Raw genomic sequence first — 15,265 nt, 5'->3', positions numbered from 1 at the left:
TACTAAAAGGATGTTGGAAAACGGGGACTACTTCATTTTCACAGAACTGAAAAATCCACAGCGGATGCCGATCACAATCGATGTCATCCAGACGGAAGACGATGTATCGAAAGGGATTTTACGGGAGTATAGCCGCTATCCGATTAAAAAAGAGACGGACGGTACATTTGGCTTTGATTTGACGACGTACCCGACAGGCGTCTTTGAAAAGACATCGGCAGACGGTGACAAGGCGCAGCAGATGATCGGGAAAGCGTACCAATCGAAAGAGCTGACAAAATCGTACCCGAACGGCGCGAGTAGCCATACACGGGAATTGATAGAGGAAAGCGAAGCATTCAGCGGAATCCTTTTAGGGGACACGCAGCTTTCCGTCTATACATTAAAATCGCGAGGCTACGACATTGTCGACCACTGGCTCCTCGTTTCTGATGAACTGCTCTTCTCCAGCCACCAAAGCATGGATCGGTGGATGCTTGAATCAGCCACTTATTATAAGAAGCGAAATAAATGGTATACAGCGAATGGTCCGTACAATAAAATGGCGACAACTATCGAACCGATGCCTGAATCGGGCAGGGGCTATGGCCGCAACTTGCTGCTCGTAAAAGAGGATCGCACGATGGCGATGTATAATGAAACGAAAGAACGCTATTTTGAAAGCTTGCTATACAATTCATTTGCGAACCTCGACATTTTCAGAGGAGACCAAACGTATTGGGAAACGGAAGTGACGAGCACGTATTTGAAAAATCTGTTCGGCATCACGGCTCCTTTCGTAGACACGCGCTTCAACGAGCAGATCGCCTTATTCCTTTATAATGGAGGAAAGGCGTTCGGGCATGACGATTATACGCTCGGCTTGAAAAATTACGCGGATCTGCTTGTCTCTCAAAAAGGGAAGGGCAATATCATTAAAGTTGACGCAAATTCGTTCTATATCCAGGATTATTTCCCTTCGAAGCAAAATGTGAAGACACACAGCTCGATGAACCACTTGCTAGGCGGAATGAACATCCTGTTGCTCGCCTACAAAGAGCTTGGCGATCCTGTGTACTTGCAAACAGCGGAAAGTATCCAATCCGCCCTTGAGAAGGACGTCAATAAATGGATTCGACCGAACGGTGATATTTGGTATAAAATCTCGCCGGATCACACATTTGTCGGAGAAGATTATGTGCATTTGACATTGGAAGATCTGATCCATTCCTATGAAATGTGGTCCGATATCGACCCATCCAAAACAGCAGTCTTGGAGAAGTTGATCCGATCGAAGGCAGGCTATATGGATAAAAACCAAAAAGGATATACAACGAAAATTAAATCAGGCCTCGACCGTATTGGCATGCCGGAATTATTACCAGCAGGCGAGGAACATACGGACGCACTATAAAGCGTAGGGCGCCTGCTTAGAGGCGACAGGCATAAGGCGAAGCTGCGTCGTGGCGGTTTTTGCCACAGAGCGGATTTGACTTATGACCCCGAGCCAATCGAACTGCGAAGGGTTCGATTTGCCGTATTTCTGAGGTTTTTGCAGAAATTAAGGCATCCTTCCAGCGCCCGAAGCTGGATTGACTATAAATAAGAAAAAGTCCCGCACTGAGAATTTCCTCAGTACGGGACTTTTTTTAGTTGATTTTATTCACTAGGTCGGAACGGATCCATCCATAATCGGACGGCGGGTTGATATCCGCCAACACTTTGTACCATACATACCCGTCGCTGCCTGCGACTTCTTCGACAATGACGACTGGATAGCCGAATGAAGCTTCAAAGCCGGGATCTTTCGGTTTGTATGTAAACAGCTTATTGTCTGAACGTACTTCAGGGCTCGTTCTCACGTTAACCCCTTCTTTACCTATATAATTGATGCTGCCTAATTGTGCCTGTTTGTAATCACGCCCGCCGAGGAATGTATCCATCTTCCACATATGGCCCGCGATTTTGCTTCCCCAGTTCGGGTCGGATGCGTATTTCACGTTGATGCCGACCGCTTTATTACCAGGAACCGCGCCATTCGTATGCGCGCCAAGCGGATTTACATAATTCAAGTTCATATAGCGTTGGATGAAAGCGTTGATGCTATTTTCGGGAGTTACGTAAACTTCTCCCATTTCCGGAGAAGAATCAAAGACTTTGATTCCGAAAATATTATTCTTCGTTTGTGCATTTGCGCTTATGCCATAATCACTTTCATGGATGGCCGTCGCAAGGATGAACATCGCGTTGACACGATATGTTTCTTCCACCGATTTCAAATATTCACCTAAGCCGATCAGCTTCGAGTTTACCGTTGCATCTTTATAGCGGGCGATTCCAGTGCTTTCCCGGTCTTTCAGCGCCCAATTGATGTAAGAATCAAGCTCCGCCGCAGAATAGGACGTTGGCTGCCGTACGGATTGGAATTGGAAATATGGGTGATAAGTGATCACATTTTTCGTTCCGACTTCCTCGAAATAGACACCGTCGAAACTCGTATATTTTTTGCCGTTTGACATGCCAGATGCGGCTGGCCCGACGTTATAAACGCCTCTTGTCTTGCTAATATTGTCATAGGTTGAGTGAGTCAAAATACCATTGATCACTTCATAGAAATCATAGCCAGTGACAAGCTCGGTAGGGACGAGGTCGACTTCACTATGTTTTGCATAGTAAGTCGATCCTGCGAATTCGACGATTACATAATCTGCTCCGCTGCCAATATACTTTATCTCGCGGCCTTTCGTAATATACGTCACTTCATTCCGCAATGACTTATCGCTGTACAGGGATGTGTATTGTTTCGGGTTTTGCGCGCCAAATACACGGCCCGCCTTCATCTTAATGACATCGCTTCCTTTTTGAATAACCCGAATGGATGAAGATGCATTGTAGACTGCCAATGCATCTTCGTACGTTTTGTATAATGCGATTGTCGGAACGACCTGTCCATTTGAAATCGAGCTCACCTTATAGATTTCAGGATCTACTTCAGGTGTCTCCGGCTCAGTCGGATCTGTTGGTTCAGTCGGCTTCAAAAGTTCCGCCGCTGCATTCATTCTGAACAGGAATGCGGCTGCATGCGCGATTGTTGCGCTATCTTGCGGTTTGAAATAAACCCCGTTCTTCTGATGATCTCCGCGGATAATGCCCAAGTGGACTGCAGCTGAGACTGCATCTCGGAAATTAGGAGAAATCTTATGGGTATCTTTGAACGTGAAATTCGTTTTTTGAATAGGAAGATCCATATAACGGAATGCTTTGTATATCATTCCAGCCATCTGTTGACGTGTGATCTTGTCATTTGGTCTGAACGTTCCGTCAGGATAGCCTGAAAGCAATCCAGCACCCGCAGCGTTTTGGATTTCAATCGTCAACCCGGAATTCGCTTTCAAATCTTTGAATGTATATTTCGTAGAAGCGGGCAATTCCAAAGCGCGGGCAAGATAGGAAGCGAATTCGCCTCGAGTGACCGCCTTGTTCGGATTGAACTTGCTATCTGTCCGAATGACGTTTTTCTGGATCCAATAATTCAACTCCGTTTCCATTTGGTGTCCTGAGACTGTGCTCGCTTCCACCGGATTCTGGAATAGAGGAGTAAACATCAATAGCATGAGCAAGGCAAAAGTTATTATTTTTTTCACCGAGTAACCTCCTTTTGTACATCATCTATTATACTATCAGATTCTTTCTGAAATAATAAGGTGTAATTTGGTGTGATTTTCGGTTCCGCAAGAAATAAATTGTTCCGATAATAAAATAAAGCTGAATTGGCAACATTTTCGACAAGTTCCTGGAGATTTTTTTGAAAATGCAACTAAACAGTAAACCGCAACGTCGTATAAGATGCTATAATGACTAAGGGTCATGCCCATTATCTATTGGAGATCATTCGTGGAAAGGGTTTTATTGTTAATGACAACACTTACAAACAAATTGAAGGAAAAAGATACAGTTTATTTCTTAGTCGCATTGGCGATCGTCATGGTCGCGCTTTTCCTTCCGTCTTCTATTGCACTCGTCGCGACATCATTGTTCTTTGTACTCTTTGCATTTTTCAGGCCGCAGCAAAGCCTGTTGTTTCTCGTCATTTATGTAAGCATCCGTCCATTGCTTGTTGAAGTGAATTCTGGCTTAAAGCTGATCGGGGATTTGATCACTTTCATTGCGTTCGTCAAGATTGTCCTGTCAAGCGGACGTAATTGGAAGACATTGTTTTCATTCAAATGGTTTGAGTGGGCATTTTTTGCGATACTTATTGCCGGTTCGATCAGCGGATTGGTCCAAGGTGTTCTGCCGGCAGCGGTCCTTTTCCAAGTCCGGACATTCGTCATCATGTACTTGCTGTATTACATCATCGCAAGAATGACGTTGCCTGATGATTGGTTGAAGAGGCTTGCATGGGTGACGGTTTGGACGAGCATGATCTCATCCATCCACGGTCTTATCGAAAAGCTTTCGATGCGTCAGCTGTTATTGCCGGAAGAGTGGAAATATAAAACGTTAAGTGCAACGAACTTCGTGCGCATTTATGGATTGCCGGGCAATCCGAACTCAATGGCACTTCTATTGCTTTTCGGGGTTATGTCATTGCTGTTCCTTCAGCATATTTACAAAGGTGAAAAGTATAAATGGTTCTTGAATATCAATTTAGTCCTTTTCGTTGGGGTTTTCATTTTAACGTATTCCCGCGGTACGTGGATTTCAGCTTTCGTCCTCGGAGCGATTTTCATTGTAACGACACGGAATTGGCATTTGTTGAAAAGGCTCGTCATCGCCGGTGTCGCATCACTTATTCTCATTTATTATCCAGTGAATTTGGGCGTCAAGTTGGTGGCAAAATTCGGATTTGATCCGGAGGAAGTGGACATAGGCAGCATAGCGGGTCGTTTCGGAGAGACGTTCGATGAGCAAAACTTAGCACTCATGACAGAAAGCGGACGTTTTTTCTATATCAATAAGGGCTTTGAAATCTTCAAACAGTATCCGATTGCCGGATCAGGATTCGGTTCATTCGGAGGCTCCGCGACATTATCGTACGGTTCGCCGATTTACGACCATTACGGAATCCGCTCCGATATTTACGGAGGCAAGTATTTCTACTCGGATAACCAATACATTCAAATCATCACGGAGACAGGAGTCATCGGCGTCGTTCTTTTCGCAGCCTTCCTGCTCGGCATGTTGTATCTGTTCTGGAAGGAACGGAAAACACCGATGGGCAAATTCATGATTGCGCTCTGGTTTGCAACAGGCTTCTCCGGCTTCTACTATAATATTTGGGAACTGAAGCTTTACACGATGTTCTACTTCATCCTGTTCGGCGTCTTCGCTTCCATGACGAATCAATACACGAAATTTAAAGTAAAAGATCTGTAATCATACGCCATCCGGCTCTCATCGCCGGATGGTTTTTTGTTGTAATGAAAAAATCTATTGAAATCACATTCCAATATTTGCCTATTCATCCTCCTACTATCACATACAAACTATGTCACTTCTTCCTGAATCAAATAAAATCTTCCAATTCAGACACCCCGAAATCTATGCAGGGCAGTACCTCATCCGCTTTTTCCTTCTTATGGATTATGGTGTTTTGTCGAATCGTCTGGTAAGCTGGACTTTGATTCATAGAAAGGAAGGTGTCGACTTATCATTACTAAAGTAGATTCATTGAAAAGTTTCGGGAAAAAGGTCGCGATGACAGCGGCTGCTGTTTCACTTTTAGTGGCAGTGCCAGCTGGAGCATCGGCAAAGACACAGACAGTGGATAGTTATCCGGTTTCATCCGGAGTGACGTATACGCATTACACGCATTCGGGCACGAATCATATTAATCATGTGAGTGTCGATTTGAATGACCCTTACACGAAACTGGATATCGGTTTGCCGTCCCCGCTCGCGAAACGGGAAGCGACGACAACTCTTGCAAATCGGGATACAAGTGATGGGAACCGTGTAGTCGGTGCAGTGAATGCTTCATTTTTCGACATGAAATCCGGGTTGCCAATGTATTTGATTTCACAAGGAAATGAAATTATCAATGGCGGCGTCATCTCAAGTTCACGTGAATATTATGTCAGCAAACCGATCGCTTTCGGTGTTATGAGTGATGGCCGTGCGGAAATTGACGAGTTCAATTTCAACGTGTCCATTAACCATCAAGGCACGGACTACAAGATGACAGGTTTGAACCGTGAAAGGCAAGCAGATGAAACGATCATATTTACACCACAACATATATCATCTACGACCGGGTCGAATGAATTCGGCATCGAAATCGTCGTGGATACAGGTGAACCGATCACGTCTACATATTATGGACAGCAATTGACTGGAAAAGTCGTTCAAGTAAGGGACTACGGATCAAAGGAAAAAATCACGATTCCCAAAACAGGCTTTGTTATTTCCGCGCACGGTGGAAAGCCGTTGGAGCGATTGAAAGGGATTAAAGTTGGGGAAACTGTTTCTCTTAACCTTTCCATAGATTCGAAGTGGATGGATTCCTCTTTCATGTTGGCAAGCGGTCCGATGTTGTTAAAGGACGGTAAGCCGTACATTACGATGGATACATCAAATTGGCGCGCAAAAGCAATGACTGCCCGCACAGCGATCGCCATCAGCAAAGACAAGAAGAAAGTCGAACTCGTCACAGTAGATCGCAAGAGCGGATACAGCAACGGTATGACGCTGACACAGTTCGCGAATTATTTGGCTGCCCAAGGATACGACCGCGCCATTAACTTTGACGGCGGAGGCTCGACGACAATGGGCATCCGGAACCATGGCAGCAACACGGTTGTCTTAGCGAACAGGACGACAGATTCAAGCCAACGGAAAGTGTCCGCGATCATTGAAGCGATCAGCACGGCACCGCTCAGCGATCCTGCACATATTAGCGTTTCACGTGGACAAGTCGGCGACATGCTCGTTGGTGCAAGCGTCCCGTTGACGATCAATTATGTATTGGATGCATACTATAATCCTTTGAAAGTGGATGCTTCCCAATTAGCGATTTCGTCTGCTAACGGTAAAGCGTCCGTTTCAGGCACAACATTTACAGCTACATCAGCCGGTGAAGATAGAATCAATGTCCAATACGGCACAGCAACGCAATCTTTCCCGATCACGATTGTCGATGCGCCGGCCAAGTTGACTATTTCACCGAGCACATCAGGAATCAAACCGGGATCGACAGTGACATTCAAAGCGACAGCAACCGATGCACAAGGAAAACCGGTCATTTATTCACCTGAACAATTGACGTGGAGCGTTACCGGCAATGTCGGTACTGTCACACAATCGGGTACGTTCAAGGCATCCAATGTGCCTGGCAAAGGATCCGTCAATGTGAAGCTCGGAACGAAAACGGCGACGCTTCCGATCGATTTGTCGGATGGTACGCCTGCATTCACTGACATTCCGTCCGATTATGCATATTACACGGAAATCAGTTTCCTGAAGAATCTCGGCTACATTAAAGGGGATATCGACGGCAAGTTCAATCCAGGCCAGACATTATCAAGGGAACACGCAGCTGTTATTCTTAGCCGCGTATTCAACTTGGATACTTCACGCGCTGGAGCTCAGAAATTTACCGACGTTCCATCGACCCACCGCTACTTCAACGAAATCAACGCGATTGCTGAAGCGAACCTTGTCGGAGGGAAAGGGGATGGCACATTCGACCCTGCAGGTCAATTGACACGTGCACAAATGGCTGCCATTCTTGTGAAAGCTTACGAGTTGCAAGGGGAATCCGAGAAGAAATTCAAGGACGTTGCTGCAGACCATTGGGCATATAAACAAGTTCATATCCTGGCGAACCACAAGATTACGACAGGAAATGAAAAAGGCAATTTCGAACCGAATAAACCGGTGAATCGCGCCCAATTCAGCGCATTCCTATACCGCAGCATCAATCGTTAATGAAAGATTTGCCGACGGATCGAGTATTTCGGTCCGCGGCATTTTTTTCTTTGTGAATGAAGCATGTTATAATGAACTCATTATTTGTAGAAGGATGTTGGATTATGAGAATAGGAATTGTAGGGAATTATGGCAACGATAATAACGGGGACGAAGCGATTCTGCTCAGCCTCGTGAAACAAGTGACGTCCACTTTCAATATCAGTACGTCTCAGCTGACCATTTTCAGTAATAATCCGAAACAGACAGCCGAGCGCTACGGAGTGGAGAGCTACCCGCTTTATTATAAAAAAGGGAACGCCGTCAAAACGTTCATTGAAACATTCCGCCAAAATAAAAGAGTCGTGAAGAAGTTGGATCTGCTCATCATCGGCGGGGGCGGTATCCTGATGGACTTGTACCGACGCGAAGCGCCTTTATACGGCTCGTATGCGATGATGGCGAAGCAATCGAACACACCATATGTCATTTATGGCTGCGGGGCAGGCCCATTGCATACATCTCTAGGAAAATGGTTCATCCGCTATATGTGCAAACATGCGGAAAGCGTATCTGTCCGGGACCCGGAATCTGCGGAATTATTGCGTTCGATTGGTGTGAATGAAAAAGTCGACGTCATCGGCGACCCTGCATTTTCATTGCGGGAAGATGACGCTTCTGCCAAATCCGATGCACCGTCGAAAATTGGTGTGACCGCGGTGCCATATTACAACGCTGATTACTGGCCGGAAGGGAATCCCGATCTCTATCGGAAATACGTGGAAGGCATGGCGAAAAATCTGGACAAGCTCGCTTCCGTGCAAGACGTCGAAGTTACATTCTTTGCGACGAAGTTTCCGCAGGACGCCAATGTGACGAAGGATATTCAAGAATTGATGACTGAGCATGCGAAAACGACAATCATTAATGAAAACTTGCTGCCGTCCAAAATTATGGAAGTGACAGAGCAACAGGATATCGTCATCGGAACAAGGCTGCACTCATTGATTTTAGCGACTTGCACGGAAACGCCGGTCATGGCGATTTCATACCACCATAAAGTGAAAGACTTCATGAGCTTGGCAGAGTTGAACCGCTTTTCATTCCCGATCGACGAGCTTCATGAAAACGACGAGTATTTCCTCGGTGCGTTCAATGAAATGAATGCGGACTGGAAGGGAACATTGCAGCAGACCGAACAGCTATCAAAGAGGTTATATGACGAAGCAATGAACGGAACTGTTCAATTTACGAATGCTTTGAATAAATGAAAGAATACCGCCGGATAAGTGCTTATCCGGCGTTTTTTTATGTGATCATATCGGTGCCGCGCTCATAAACGCTCATAAATCTCATCAAGTGATCATAAAACAGGTCAAGCGCTCAAAAATCCCATCAAGCGCTCATAAACTGTTCCCCCGCGCTCAAAGAGGAGACTCCCACATCCGAAGTGCCATTCCACTCGCTCAATCCCCCTATCAAAACCCCAACATGCATTTCACATCATTCACATACGACTGGCTCACCGGCAATTCCGACCCGTCCACTAACGTCACGACTAGATTCGAAGAGAAATCACGCGAAATCCTCGAAATGCTAGTCGTATTGACAATGTACGAACGATGAATACGCAAGAAGATATCAGGCAGCCGCTTTTCCAATTCCTTCAGCGTGCTTGCCACGCTGAATTGCCCTTCCTCTGTATAAAAGAATGTCTTTTTCTGATAACTTTCGATATGGGTGATCTGTTCAATTGGCACCGGATACCATTCATCATCGAGCTTTCCGGTAAGCATTCTCAATGGAGTAATTTGATCAGAAGGAAGGAGGACGACAAGTGCGGCTTGTTCCCCGTTTATTTCAATTGGCATCCAATCCCCTTGTAGACTAGTTAATTGCTGTAAAATTTCTTCTCGTAAACTTTTCCTCTCCATGCGATTCATCTACCCCTTTTCGATTTCATCGAGCCATTTCCCCATTCATCCCCTAAAACTATCCTTTTGTCGGAATGCACAGACAGTTCTATTATTCTGTTATATAGTAATGTATAACAACTTTAACTGTTGTGGAACAGTATGAAAGTATCAATTAATCTATTAAGAGAAAGGTGTCGAATCAAATGAAGCAAAACGAACAGGTAAAACAGTTGGAGAGAAGCTGGCAGGAGGACTCTCGTTGGGAAGGAATCGAGCGCGGTTACAGTGCAGAGGAGGTCATCAAATTACGGGGCTCCGTTCAAATTGAACATACATTGGCGAAAAGAGGGGCTGAACGACTTTGGAAGTCGCTCCATGAAGAGGATTTCATCGCTGCTCTCGGGGCATTGACGGGCAATCAAGCCGTCCAGCAAGTAAAGGCCGGACTTCAAGCCATTTACCTGAGCGGCTGGCAGGTGGCGGCAGATGCAAATATGGCGGGGCAAATGTATCCCGATCAAAGCTTGTATCCGGTCAATAGCGTGCCGAACGTCGTGAAACGGATTAATCAAGCATTGCAGCGCGCAGATCAAATCGATCATGCAGAAGGCGGCCCCGATGATTTCGATTGGTTCGCCCCGATTGTCGCCGATGCTGAAGCCGGATTCGGAGGTTCTTTGAATGTGTTCGAATTAATGAAAGCGATGATTGAAGCGGGAGCTGCCGGCGTCCATTTCGAAGATCAGCTCGCTTCGGAAAAGAAATGCGGCCATCTTGGCGGGAAAGTGCTTCTCCCGACGCAAAACGCCGTCCGGAATTTAATTTCGGCAAGGCTTGCGGCTGACGTATCGGGTGTATCGACGATCATCATTGCAAGGACTGATGCCGATGCAGCGGATTTAATCACGAGCGATATCGACCCACGCGACCATGAATTCATTACCGGAGAACGCACGCCGGAAGGATTTTACCGGACGAAAGCCGGCATCGATCAGGCGATTGCCCGCGGTCTCGCATACGCACCATACGCAGATCTCATATGGTGTGAAACGTCGACACCCGATTTGGCGGAAGCGAAACGTTTTGCGGACGCTATCCATGAAAAGTTTCCGGGCAAAATGCTCGCTTATAACTGTTCACCATCCTTCAACTGGAAAGCGAATTTGGATGACGATACGATTGCCGAATTTCAGCGGAAGCTCGGCAAGATGGGCTATAAATTCCAGTTCGTGACACTCGCAGGGTTCCATTCATTGAACCACAGCATGTTCGAATTGGCGCATGGCTATAAGACTGACGGGATGGCTGCTTATTCAAAGTTGCAGGAAGCGGAATTCGCCAATGAATCGAAAGGGTATACGGCGACCCGCCACCAACGTGAAGTCGGAACAGGTTATTTTGATGAAGTGGCACAGGTCATTTCGGGAGGCACTTCATCAACGACGGCCATGAAAGGGTCTACGGAGGAGGCGCAATTTGTCTAATGCAAGTCATATTTCATGAAATGAAAGGATGGTTCAACTGACTATTCAACAAACGCGTTTTAATATGGATGTGCTCGGCGAGATGACCGCGGGTACGGAGGAAATCCTGACACCGGAAGCGCTTGAATTCCTTTATTGCCTGCATGAAAAGTTCAATGGCAGACGGAAGGAATTGCTTGTAGCGAGGAAAACGAGGCAACGTCGATTCGATGCTGGCGAGAAGCCCGGCTTCCTTGAGAAAACGAAGCATATTCGGGAAGGGGATTGGACAGTCGCGCCGGTTCCGTCCGATTTGCAGGACCGACGGGTTGAAATAACAGGTCCTGTTGATCGGAAAATGATCATCAACGCACTTAATTCCGGTGCGAGAGCATTCATGGCGGATTTTGAAGATGCGACTTCGCCGACGTGGTCGAATGTGATCGATGGACAGCTTAATCTGAAAGATGCTGTAAGACGGACGATTTCGTACGAGCAGCATTCCAATGGAAAGCAGTATGTTTTGAATGAAGAGACGGCTGTATTACTGGTGAGAGCACGCGGGTTGCATTTGGATGAAAAGCATATCCTCATTGACGGGCAACGGATGGCAGGGGGCTTCTTCGATTTCGGGCTTTATTTCTTTCATAATGCAAAGGAATTGATAGCGCGAGGAACGGGTCCGTATTTCTACTTGCCGAAGCTTGAAAGCCATTTGGAAGCGAGGCTGTGGAATGAAGTTTTCGTTTTCGCACAGGAAAAGCTTGGCGTTCCATCCGGCACAATCAAAGCGACGGTGTTGATTGAAACGATACCTGCTGCCTTCGAGATGGATGAAATCCTGTACGAATTGCGTAATCATATAGTGGGATTGAACTGCGGGCGTTGGGATTATATTTTCAGCTTCATCAAAAGACTTCGCAACCAATCGGATGTCATCTTGCCGGATCGAGGGCAAGTAACGATGACGTCGCCTTTCATGAGGGCTTATACACAGCTTTGCATCCAGACGTGTCATCGACGGAACGCCTTTGCGATGGGCGGAATGGCCGCTCAGATTCCGATCCGCAACAATCCTGAAGCGAATGAAGAAGCATTTCGTAAGGTCGCGGAAGATAAACGGCGCGAAGTGACGGACGGACATGATGGAACGTGGGTCGCTCACCCGGGGCTCGTCCCGATCGCAATGGCAGAATTCGATAAGCATATGGAAACGCCGAATCAAGTTCATCGGAAACGGGAGGATGTGCAAGTGACAGCGGATGATTTGCTGGAAGTGCCGACCGGGACGATTACGGAGGAAGGATTACGGATGAATTGCAGCGTCGGCGTCCAGTATATCGCTTCGTGGTTGAATGGGAATGGGGCGGCTCCGATCAATCATCTGATGGAAGATGCGGCCACCGCCGAAATATCCCGCACGCAAGTATGGCAATGGATCCGCCACCCTGAAGGCAGGTTGGAGGACGGCAGGGAAATCAATATTGAGTTATTTAAAGATGTATTTGCCGAGGAAATGATGAAATTGAAAGAAGCCGTCGGGGAGAAAGAGTTCCGTTTCGGCAAATTCAATGAGGCAGCCGATCTATTCGTCGAATTGACACTGCAAGATGAGTTTGAGGAATTCCTGACGCTACCTGGATATACAACTTTATCATAGAAAAAGGAGGAGGTTCATTATGCAAAAAACGAAGGAAATGCCAAAGTCGGCGAAAAAGGTTTGCCGGGAATGCGGTTGTGAAATCGTAGAGAAAGTTGAATCCCTGCTCTATGAATGCGAACGCTGCATCGGCAAACATAACGAATAAAGACTTGGCCCGGTCTCCCAGCAGGAGAGCGGGCCATTTTGGTAAAAGGGTTTCATTCCCTCTCTGGCGAATGATGATGATATGATAGAAGTGAACATAAAACATGAAGGGGGCTGCTGTTATGCGAAATGAAGAGATGCTTTTAATTCCAGGACCGACGCCTGTCGTCGATTCGATTTACGACGCGATGGCGAGTGAAACGAGAGGACATACCGATCCCCGCTTCGTCGAAATTTACAAACGTTCGATCGAGCGGACACGAGAGATGTTCAAAACCGACGGGGAAGTATTTGTCGTTGCCGGGTCGGGAACGATCGGCATGGAAATGGCACTCGTCAATACCGTAGGTGCAGGGGAGCGGCTATTGGTCATCAGCCATGGATATTTCGGGGACCGCTTCATCCAACTAGGGAAAGCATTCGGAATTGAAATCGATGTCCTCCAGGCGGAGTGGGGACAACAAGTTGCACTTGAAGAAGTGGAGCGCCAGCTATCGGAGCATACATACAAGGCAGTGACGATCACGCATGCAGATACGTCTACAGGTGTGGCGGCCGATTTGGAGGCACTCGTTCCGATTGTGAAAAAGCACGGCGCGCTCGTCATTTTGGACGGAGTTTGCGCAACGGCTGCGATGGAAGAGGATATGAGCAAGGAGTATGGCGAAGCAGGATACAAGCTTGACGTCGTGTTGACTGGCTCTCAAAAAGCGATCGGTGTACCGCCGGGGCTCGCGATTGTCGCGTTCAATCAAACTGCATTAGCAGCGCGCAAGCAACTTGGAGCCATTCCGGCTTACTATAGCGATATCGAAAACTGGATTCCAATCATGCACGATCCTTCCAAATACTTCGCGACGCCACCGGTGAACTTGATTTATGCATATGATGAAGGCATGAAGCTCGTCCTGGAAGAGGGCTTGGAAAAACGATACGCGAGACATACGGCATTTGGCCGAGGCGTGCGCGCTGCACTCCGGGAATACGGCATGAAGCCATTGGCGGAAGAGGCGGTTGCCGCATCGACGTTAAGCTGCTTCCAATATCCGGAGGGCGTTAATGACGCAGAGTTCCGGGCCGCCTTGGCGGGTGTTGGACTCATCGTCGCAGGCTCGCTAGCACATTTGGCAGGCAAAGCATTCCGCATGGGCCATATGGGCAACACGACGGACCAAATGCTCATTTCAGCAATTGAAAAGATCGGTCAAGCATTGCAAGAAACTGGCCATGAAGCGCCTATCGAGCAAGCCGTCAACCGTTTTAAAGATGAAGTCAAAACACTCGTTTGAATGAACTGAATAAAGTACACCCCGGAAGCTAGTGACAAAATCTAGCTTCCGGGGTGTTTTATTTTTGCGCGAGTTTGCGGGAGTTATGTTCGAGTTCAAGGGAGTTTTGCGCGAGTTACGCATCATTTTGCTCGAGTTCGACGCAAGTTTGCGCGAGTTTCACATAGTTATGCTCATTTCGGGACTTTTGACCCTACCCTGGTAGACGCTCCGGCGGAATCCATCACTCTCCCTGAATCTCCTCCAACACCTTGACCGCCACATCTGGCACATCCGTAAAAATTCCATCCGCACCGATTTCGATCATACGCCGAATTTCTTTTTCTTCATTCACCGTGAATGGATGGATATGCAAATCCTCATCGTGTGCAAGCTCCACCAGTTCCTCCGTCACGACCGTCTTATCGACCCCAATGCCTGACGCGTACTCTGCGACTGTTTCCAATCGCTTTTTCGTTAGCATCGTTTCATTTTTCAGCGAATACAGTTGTATAAGCGGAATGGCGGGTTCCTGCTCATGGATTTTCTTCAAGGAAGCGCCATTGAATGATTGCAGAATTACTTTCGGCAGCTCTGCATCTTCATCTGCTAACAGCCCGAATTCCCGCAGCTGTCCGAGCAACGCTTCCTCGATGCCCGGATAGGAAGCGGGTGTCTTCAGTTCGATATAGTAATTGACATCATCTTGGAAATACGAAAAAATCTCCTCCGTACTGACGATGCGAAGCGGATCAATGCCTTCGGGCAATGAAACCGGCAGCTTCCCGTCGTAGTCGGACTCTCGTTGAACTTTTTTCAACTCCTGAAAATCCACTTCCGCAATTGTCTTTCTGCCATGCGGCAAATGAACAAAAGGATCGTGCATGGAAACGAGCTCGCCATCTTTCGTCATATGCACATCCA

The 15,265-nt window shown here is 47.0% G+C and carries 10 protein-coding genes and 1 pseudogene; 8 read left to right on the top strand and 3 right to left on the bottom strand.

Annotation, left to right across the window (positions count from 1 at the left end):
• Positions 1 to 1,393 (top strand): annotated as a pseudogene (locus AWV70_RS23885) (S-layer homology domain-containing protein); the annotation flags it as partial.
• Between the two features lie 235 nt (positions 1,394 to 1,628).
• Here the strand turns inward: AWV70_RS23885 and AWV70_RS16290 are convergent.
• Positions 1,629 to 3,623, bottom strand: coding sequence for an S-layer homology domain-containing protein (locus AWV70_RS16290; protein ID WP_235588714.1), 1,995 nt, complete (start codon positions 3,621 to 3,623; stop codon positions 1,629 to 1,631).
• Between the two features lie 250 nt (positions 3,624 to 3,873).
• Here AWV70_RS16290 and AWV70_RS16285 point away from each other — a divergent pair, with 250 nt between their 5' ends.
• The 3 genes from AWV70_RS16285 (at position 3,874) to AWV70_RS16275 (ending at position 9,158) form a co-directional block, all read left to right on the top strand.
• Positions 3,874 to 5,358, top strand: coding sequence for an O-antigen ligase family protein (locus tag AWV70_RS16285; protein WP_235588713.1), 1,485 nt, complete (start codon positions 3,874 to 3,876; stop codon positions 5,356 to 5,358).
• A gap of 294 nt (positions 5,359 to 5,652) precedes the next feature.
• Positions 5,653 to 7,908 (top strand): S-layer homology domain-containing protein, encoded by a 2,256-nt coding sequence (locus AWV70_RS16280; RefSeq protein WP_060209379.1) that lies wholly within the window; start codon positions 5,653 to 5,655, stop codon positions 7,906 to 7,908.
• Positions 7,909 to 8,012: 104 nt separating this feature from the next.
• Complete coding sequence (locus tag AWV70_RS16275) at positions 8,013 to 9,158, top strand: polysaccharide pyruvyl transferase family protein (RefSeq protein ID WP_060209377.1); 1,146 nt, start codon at positions 8,013 to 8,015, stop codon at positions 9,156 to 9,158.
• A 207-nt stretch (positions 9,159 to 9,365) separates the two neighbouring features.
• On the opposite strand, the gene AWV70_RS16270 is transcribed toward AWV70_RS16275, so the two are convergent.
• Positions 9,366 to 9,821, bottom strand: coding sequence for a LytTR family DNA-binding domain-containing protein (locus AWV70_RS16270; RefSeq protein WP_060209374.1), 456 nt, complete (start codon positions 9,819 to 9,821; stop codon positions 9,366 to 9,368).
• Between the two features lie 185 nt (positions 9,822 to 10,006).
• Here AWV70_RS16270 and aceA point away from each other — a divergent pair, with 185 nt between their 5' ends.
• The 4 genes from aceA to AWV70_RS16255 all read left to right on the top strand — a co-directional run bounded on the left by aceA (position 10,007) and on the right by AWV70_RS16255 (position 14,362).
• Complete coding sequence (gene aceA / locus AWV70_RS16265; RefSeq protein ID WP_060209371.1) at positions 10,007 to 11,287, top strand: isocitrate lyase; 1,281 nt, start codon at positions 10,007 to 10,009, stop codon at positions 11,285 to 11,287.
• A gap of 64 nt (positions 11,288 to 11,351) precedes the next feature.
• Positions 11,352 to 12,926: a malate synthase A gene (gene aceB, locus AWV70_RS16260; protein WP_235588715.1), complete on the top strand. Its 1,575-nt coding sequence runs from the start codon at positions 11,352 to 11,354 to the stop codon at positions 12,924 to 12,926.
• A 19-nt stretch (positions 12,927 to 12,945) separates the two neighbouring features.
• The gene (locus tag AWV70_RS24195) at positions 12,946 to 13,074 is read left to right on the top strand and encodes a YhfH family protein (protein WP_201024385.1); all 129 of its coding nucleotides are present in this window, start codon (positions 12,946 to 12,948) and stop codon (positions 13,072 to 13,074) included.
• A gap of 121 nt (positions 13,075 to 13,195) precedes the next feature.
• Positions 13,196 to 14,362, top strand: coding sequence for a pyridoxal-phosphate-dependent aminotransferase family protein (locus tag AWV70_RS16255; RefSeq protein ID WP_060209368.1), 1,167 nt, complete (start codon positions 13,196 to 13,198; stop codon positions 14,360 to 14,362).
• A gap of 223 nt (positions 14,363 to 14,585) precedes the next feature.
• Here AWV70_RS16255 and AWV70_RS16250 read toward each other — a convergent pair.
• A partial coding sequence (locus tag AWV70_RS16250; RefSeq protein WP_160327675.1) for a glycerophosphodiester phosphodiesterase family protein occupies positions 14,586 to 15,265 on the bottom strand: 680 nt, incomplete at its 5' end.

The organism is Sporosarcina koreensis (genome assembly GCF_001531445.1).
In the GTDB taxonomy this organism is placed as follows: Bacteria; Bacillota; Bacilli; order Bacillales_A; family Planococcaceae; genus Sporosarcina; species Sporosarcina koreensis_C.
Note: the sequence above shows the minus strand (reverse complement) of the source record. Positions and strands in the feature narration are given on the sequence as shown.

What these genes read in the sequence shown, in the direction of transcription:
- aceA (WP_060209371.1), top strand. Translation starts at nt 10,007, where the DNA reads ATGAAGCAAAACGAACAGGTAAAACAGTTGGAGAGAAGCTGGCAGGAG.
- AWV70_RS24195 (WP_201024385.1), top strand. Translation starts at nt 12,946, where the DNA reads ATGCAAAAAACGAAGGAAATGCCAAAGTCGGCGAAAAAGGTTTGCCGG.
- AWV70_RS16275 (WP_060209377.1), top strand. Translation starts at nt 8,013, where the DNA reads ATGAGAATAGGAATTGTAGGGAATTATGGCAACGATAATAACGGGGAC.
- AWV70_RS16255 (WP_060209368.1), top strand. Translation starts at nt 13,196, where the DNA reads ATGCGAAATGAAGAGATGCTTTTAATTCCAGGACCGACGCCTGTCGTC.
- AWV70_RS16270 (WP_060209374.1), bottom strand. Translation starts at nt 9,821, where the DNA reads ATGGAGAGGAAAAGTTTACGAGAAGAAATTTTACAGCAATTAACTAGT.
- aceB (WP_235588715.1), top strand. Translation starts at nt 11,352, where the DNA reads ATGGATGTGCTCGGCGAGATGACCGCGGGTACGGAGGAAATCCTGACA.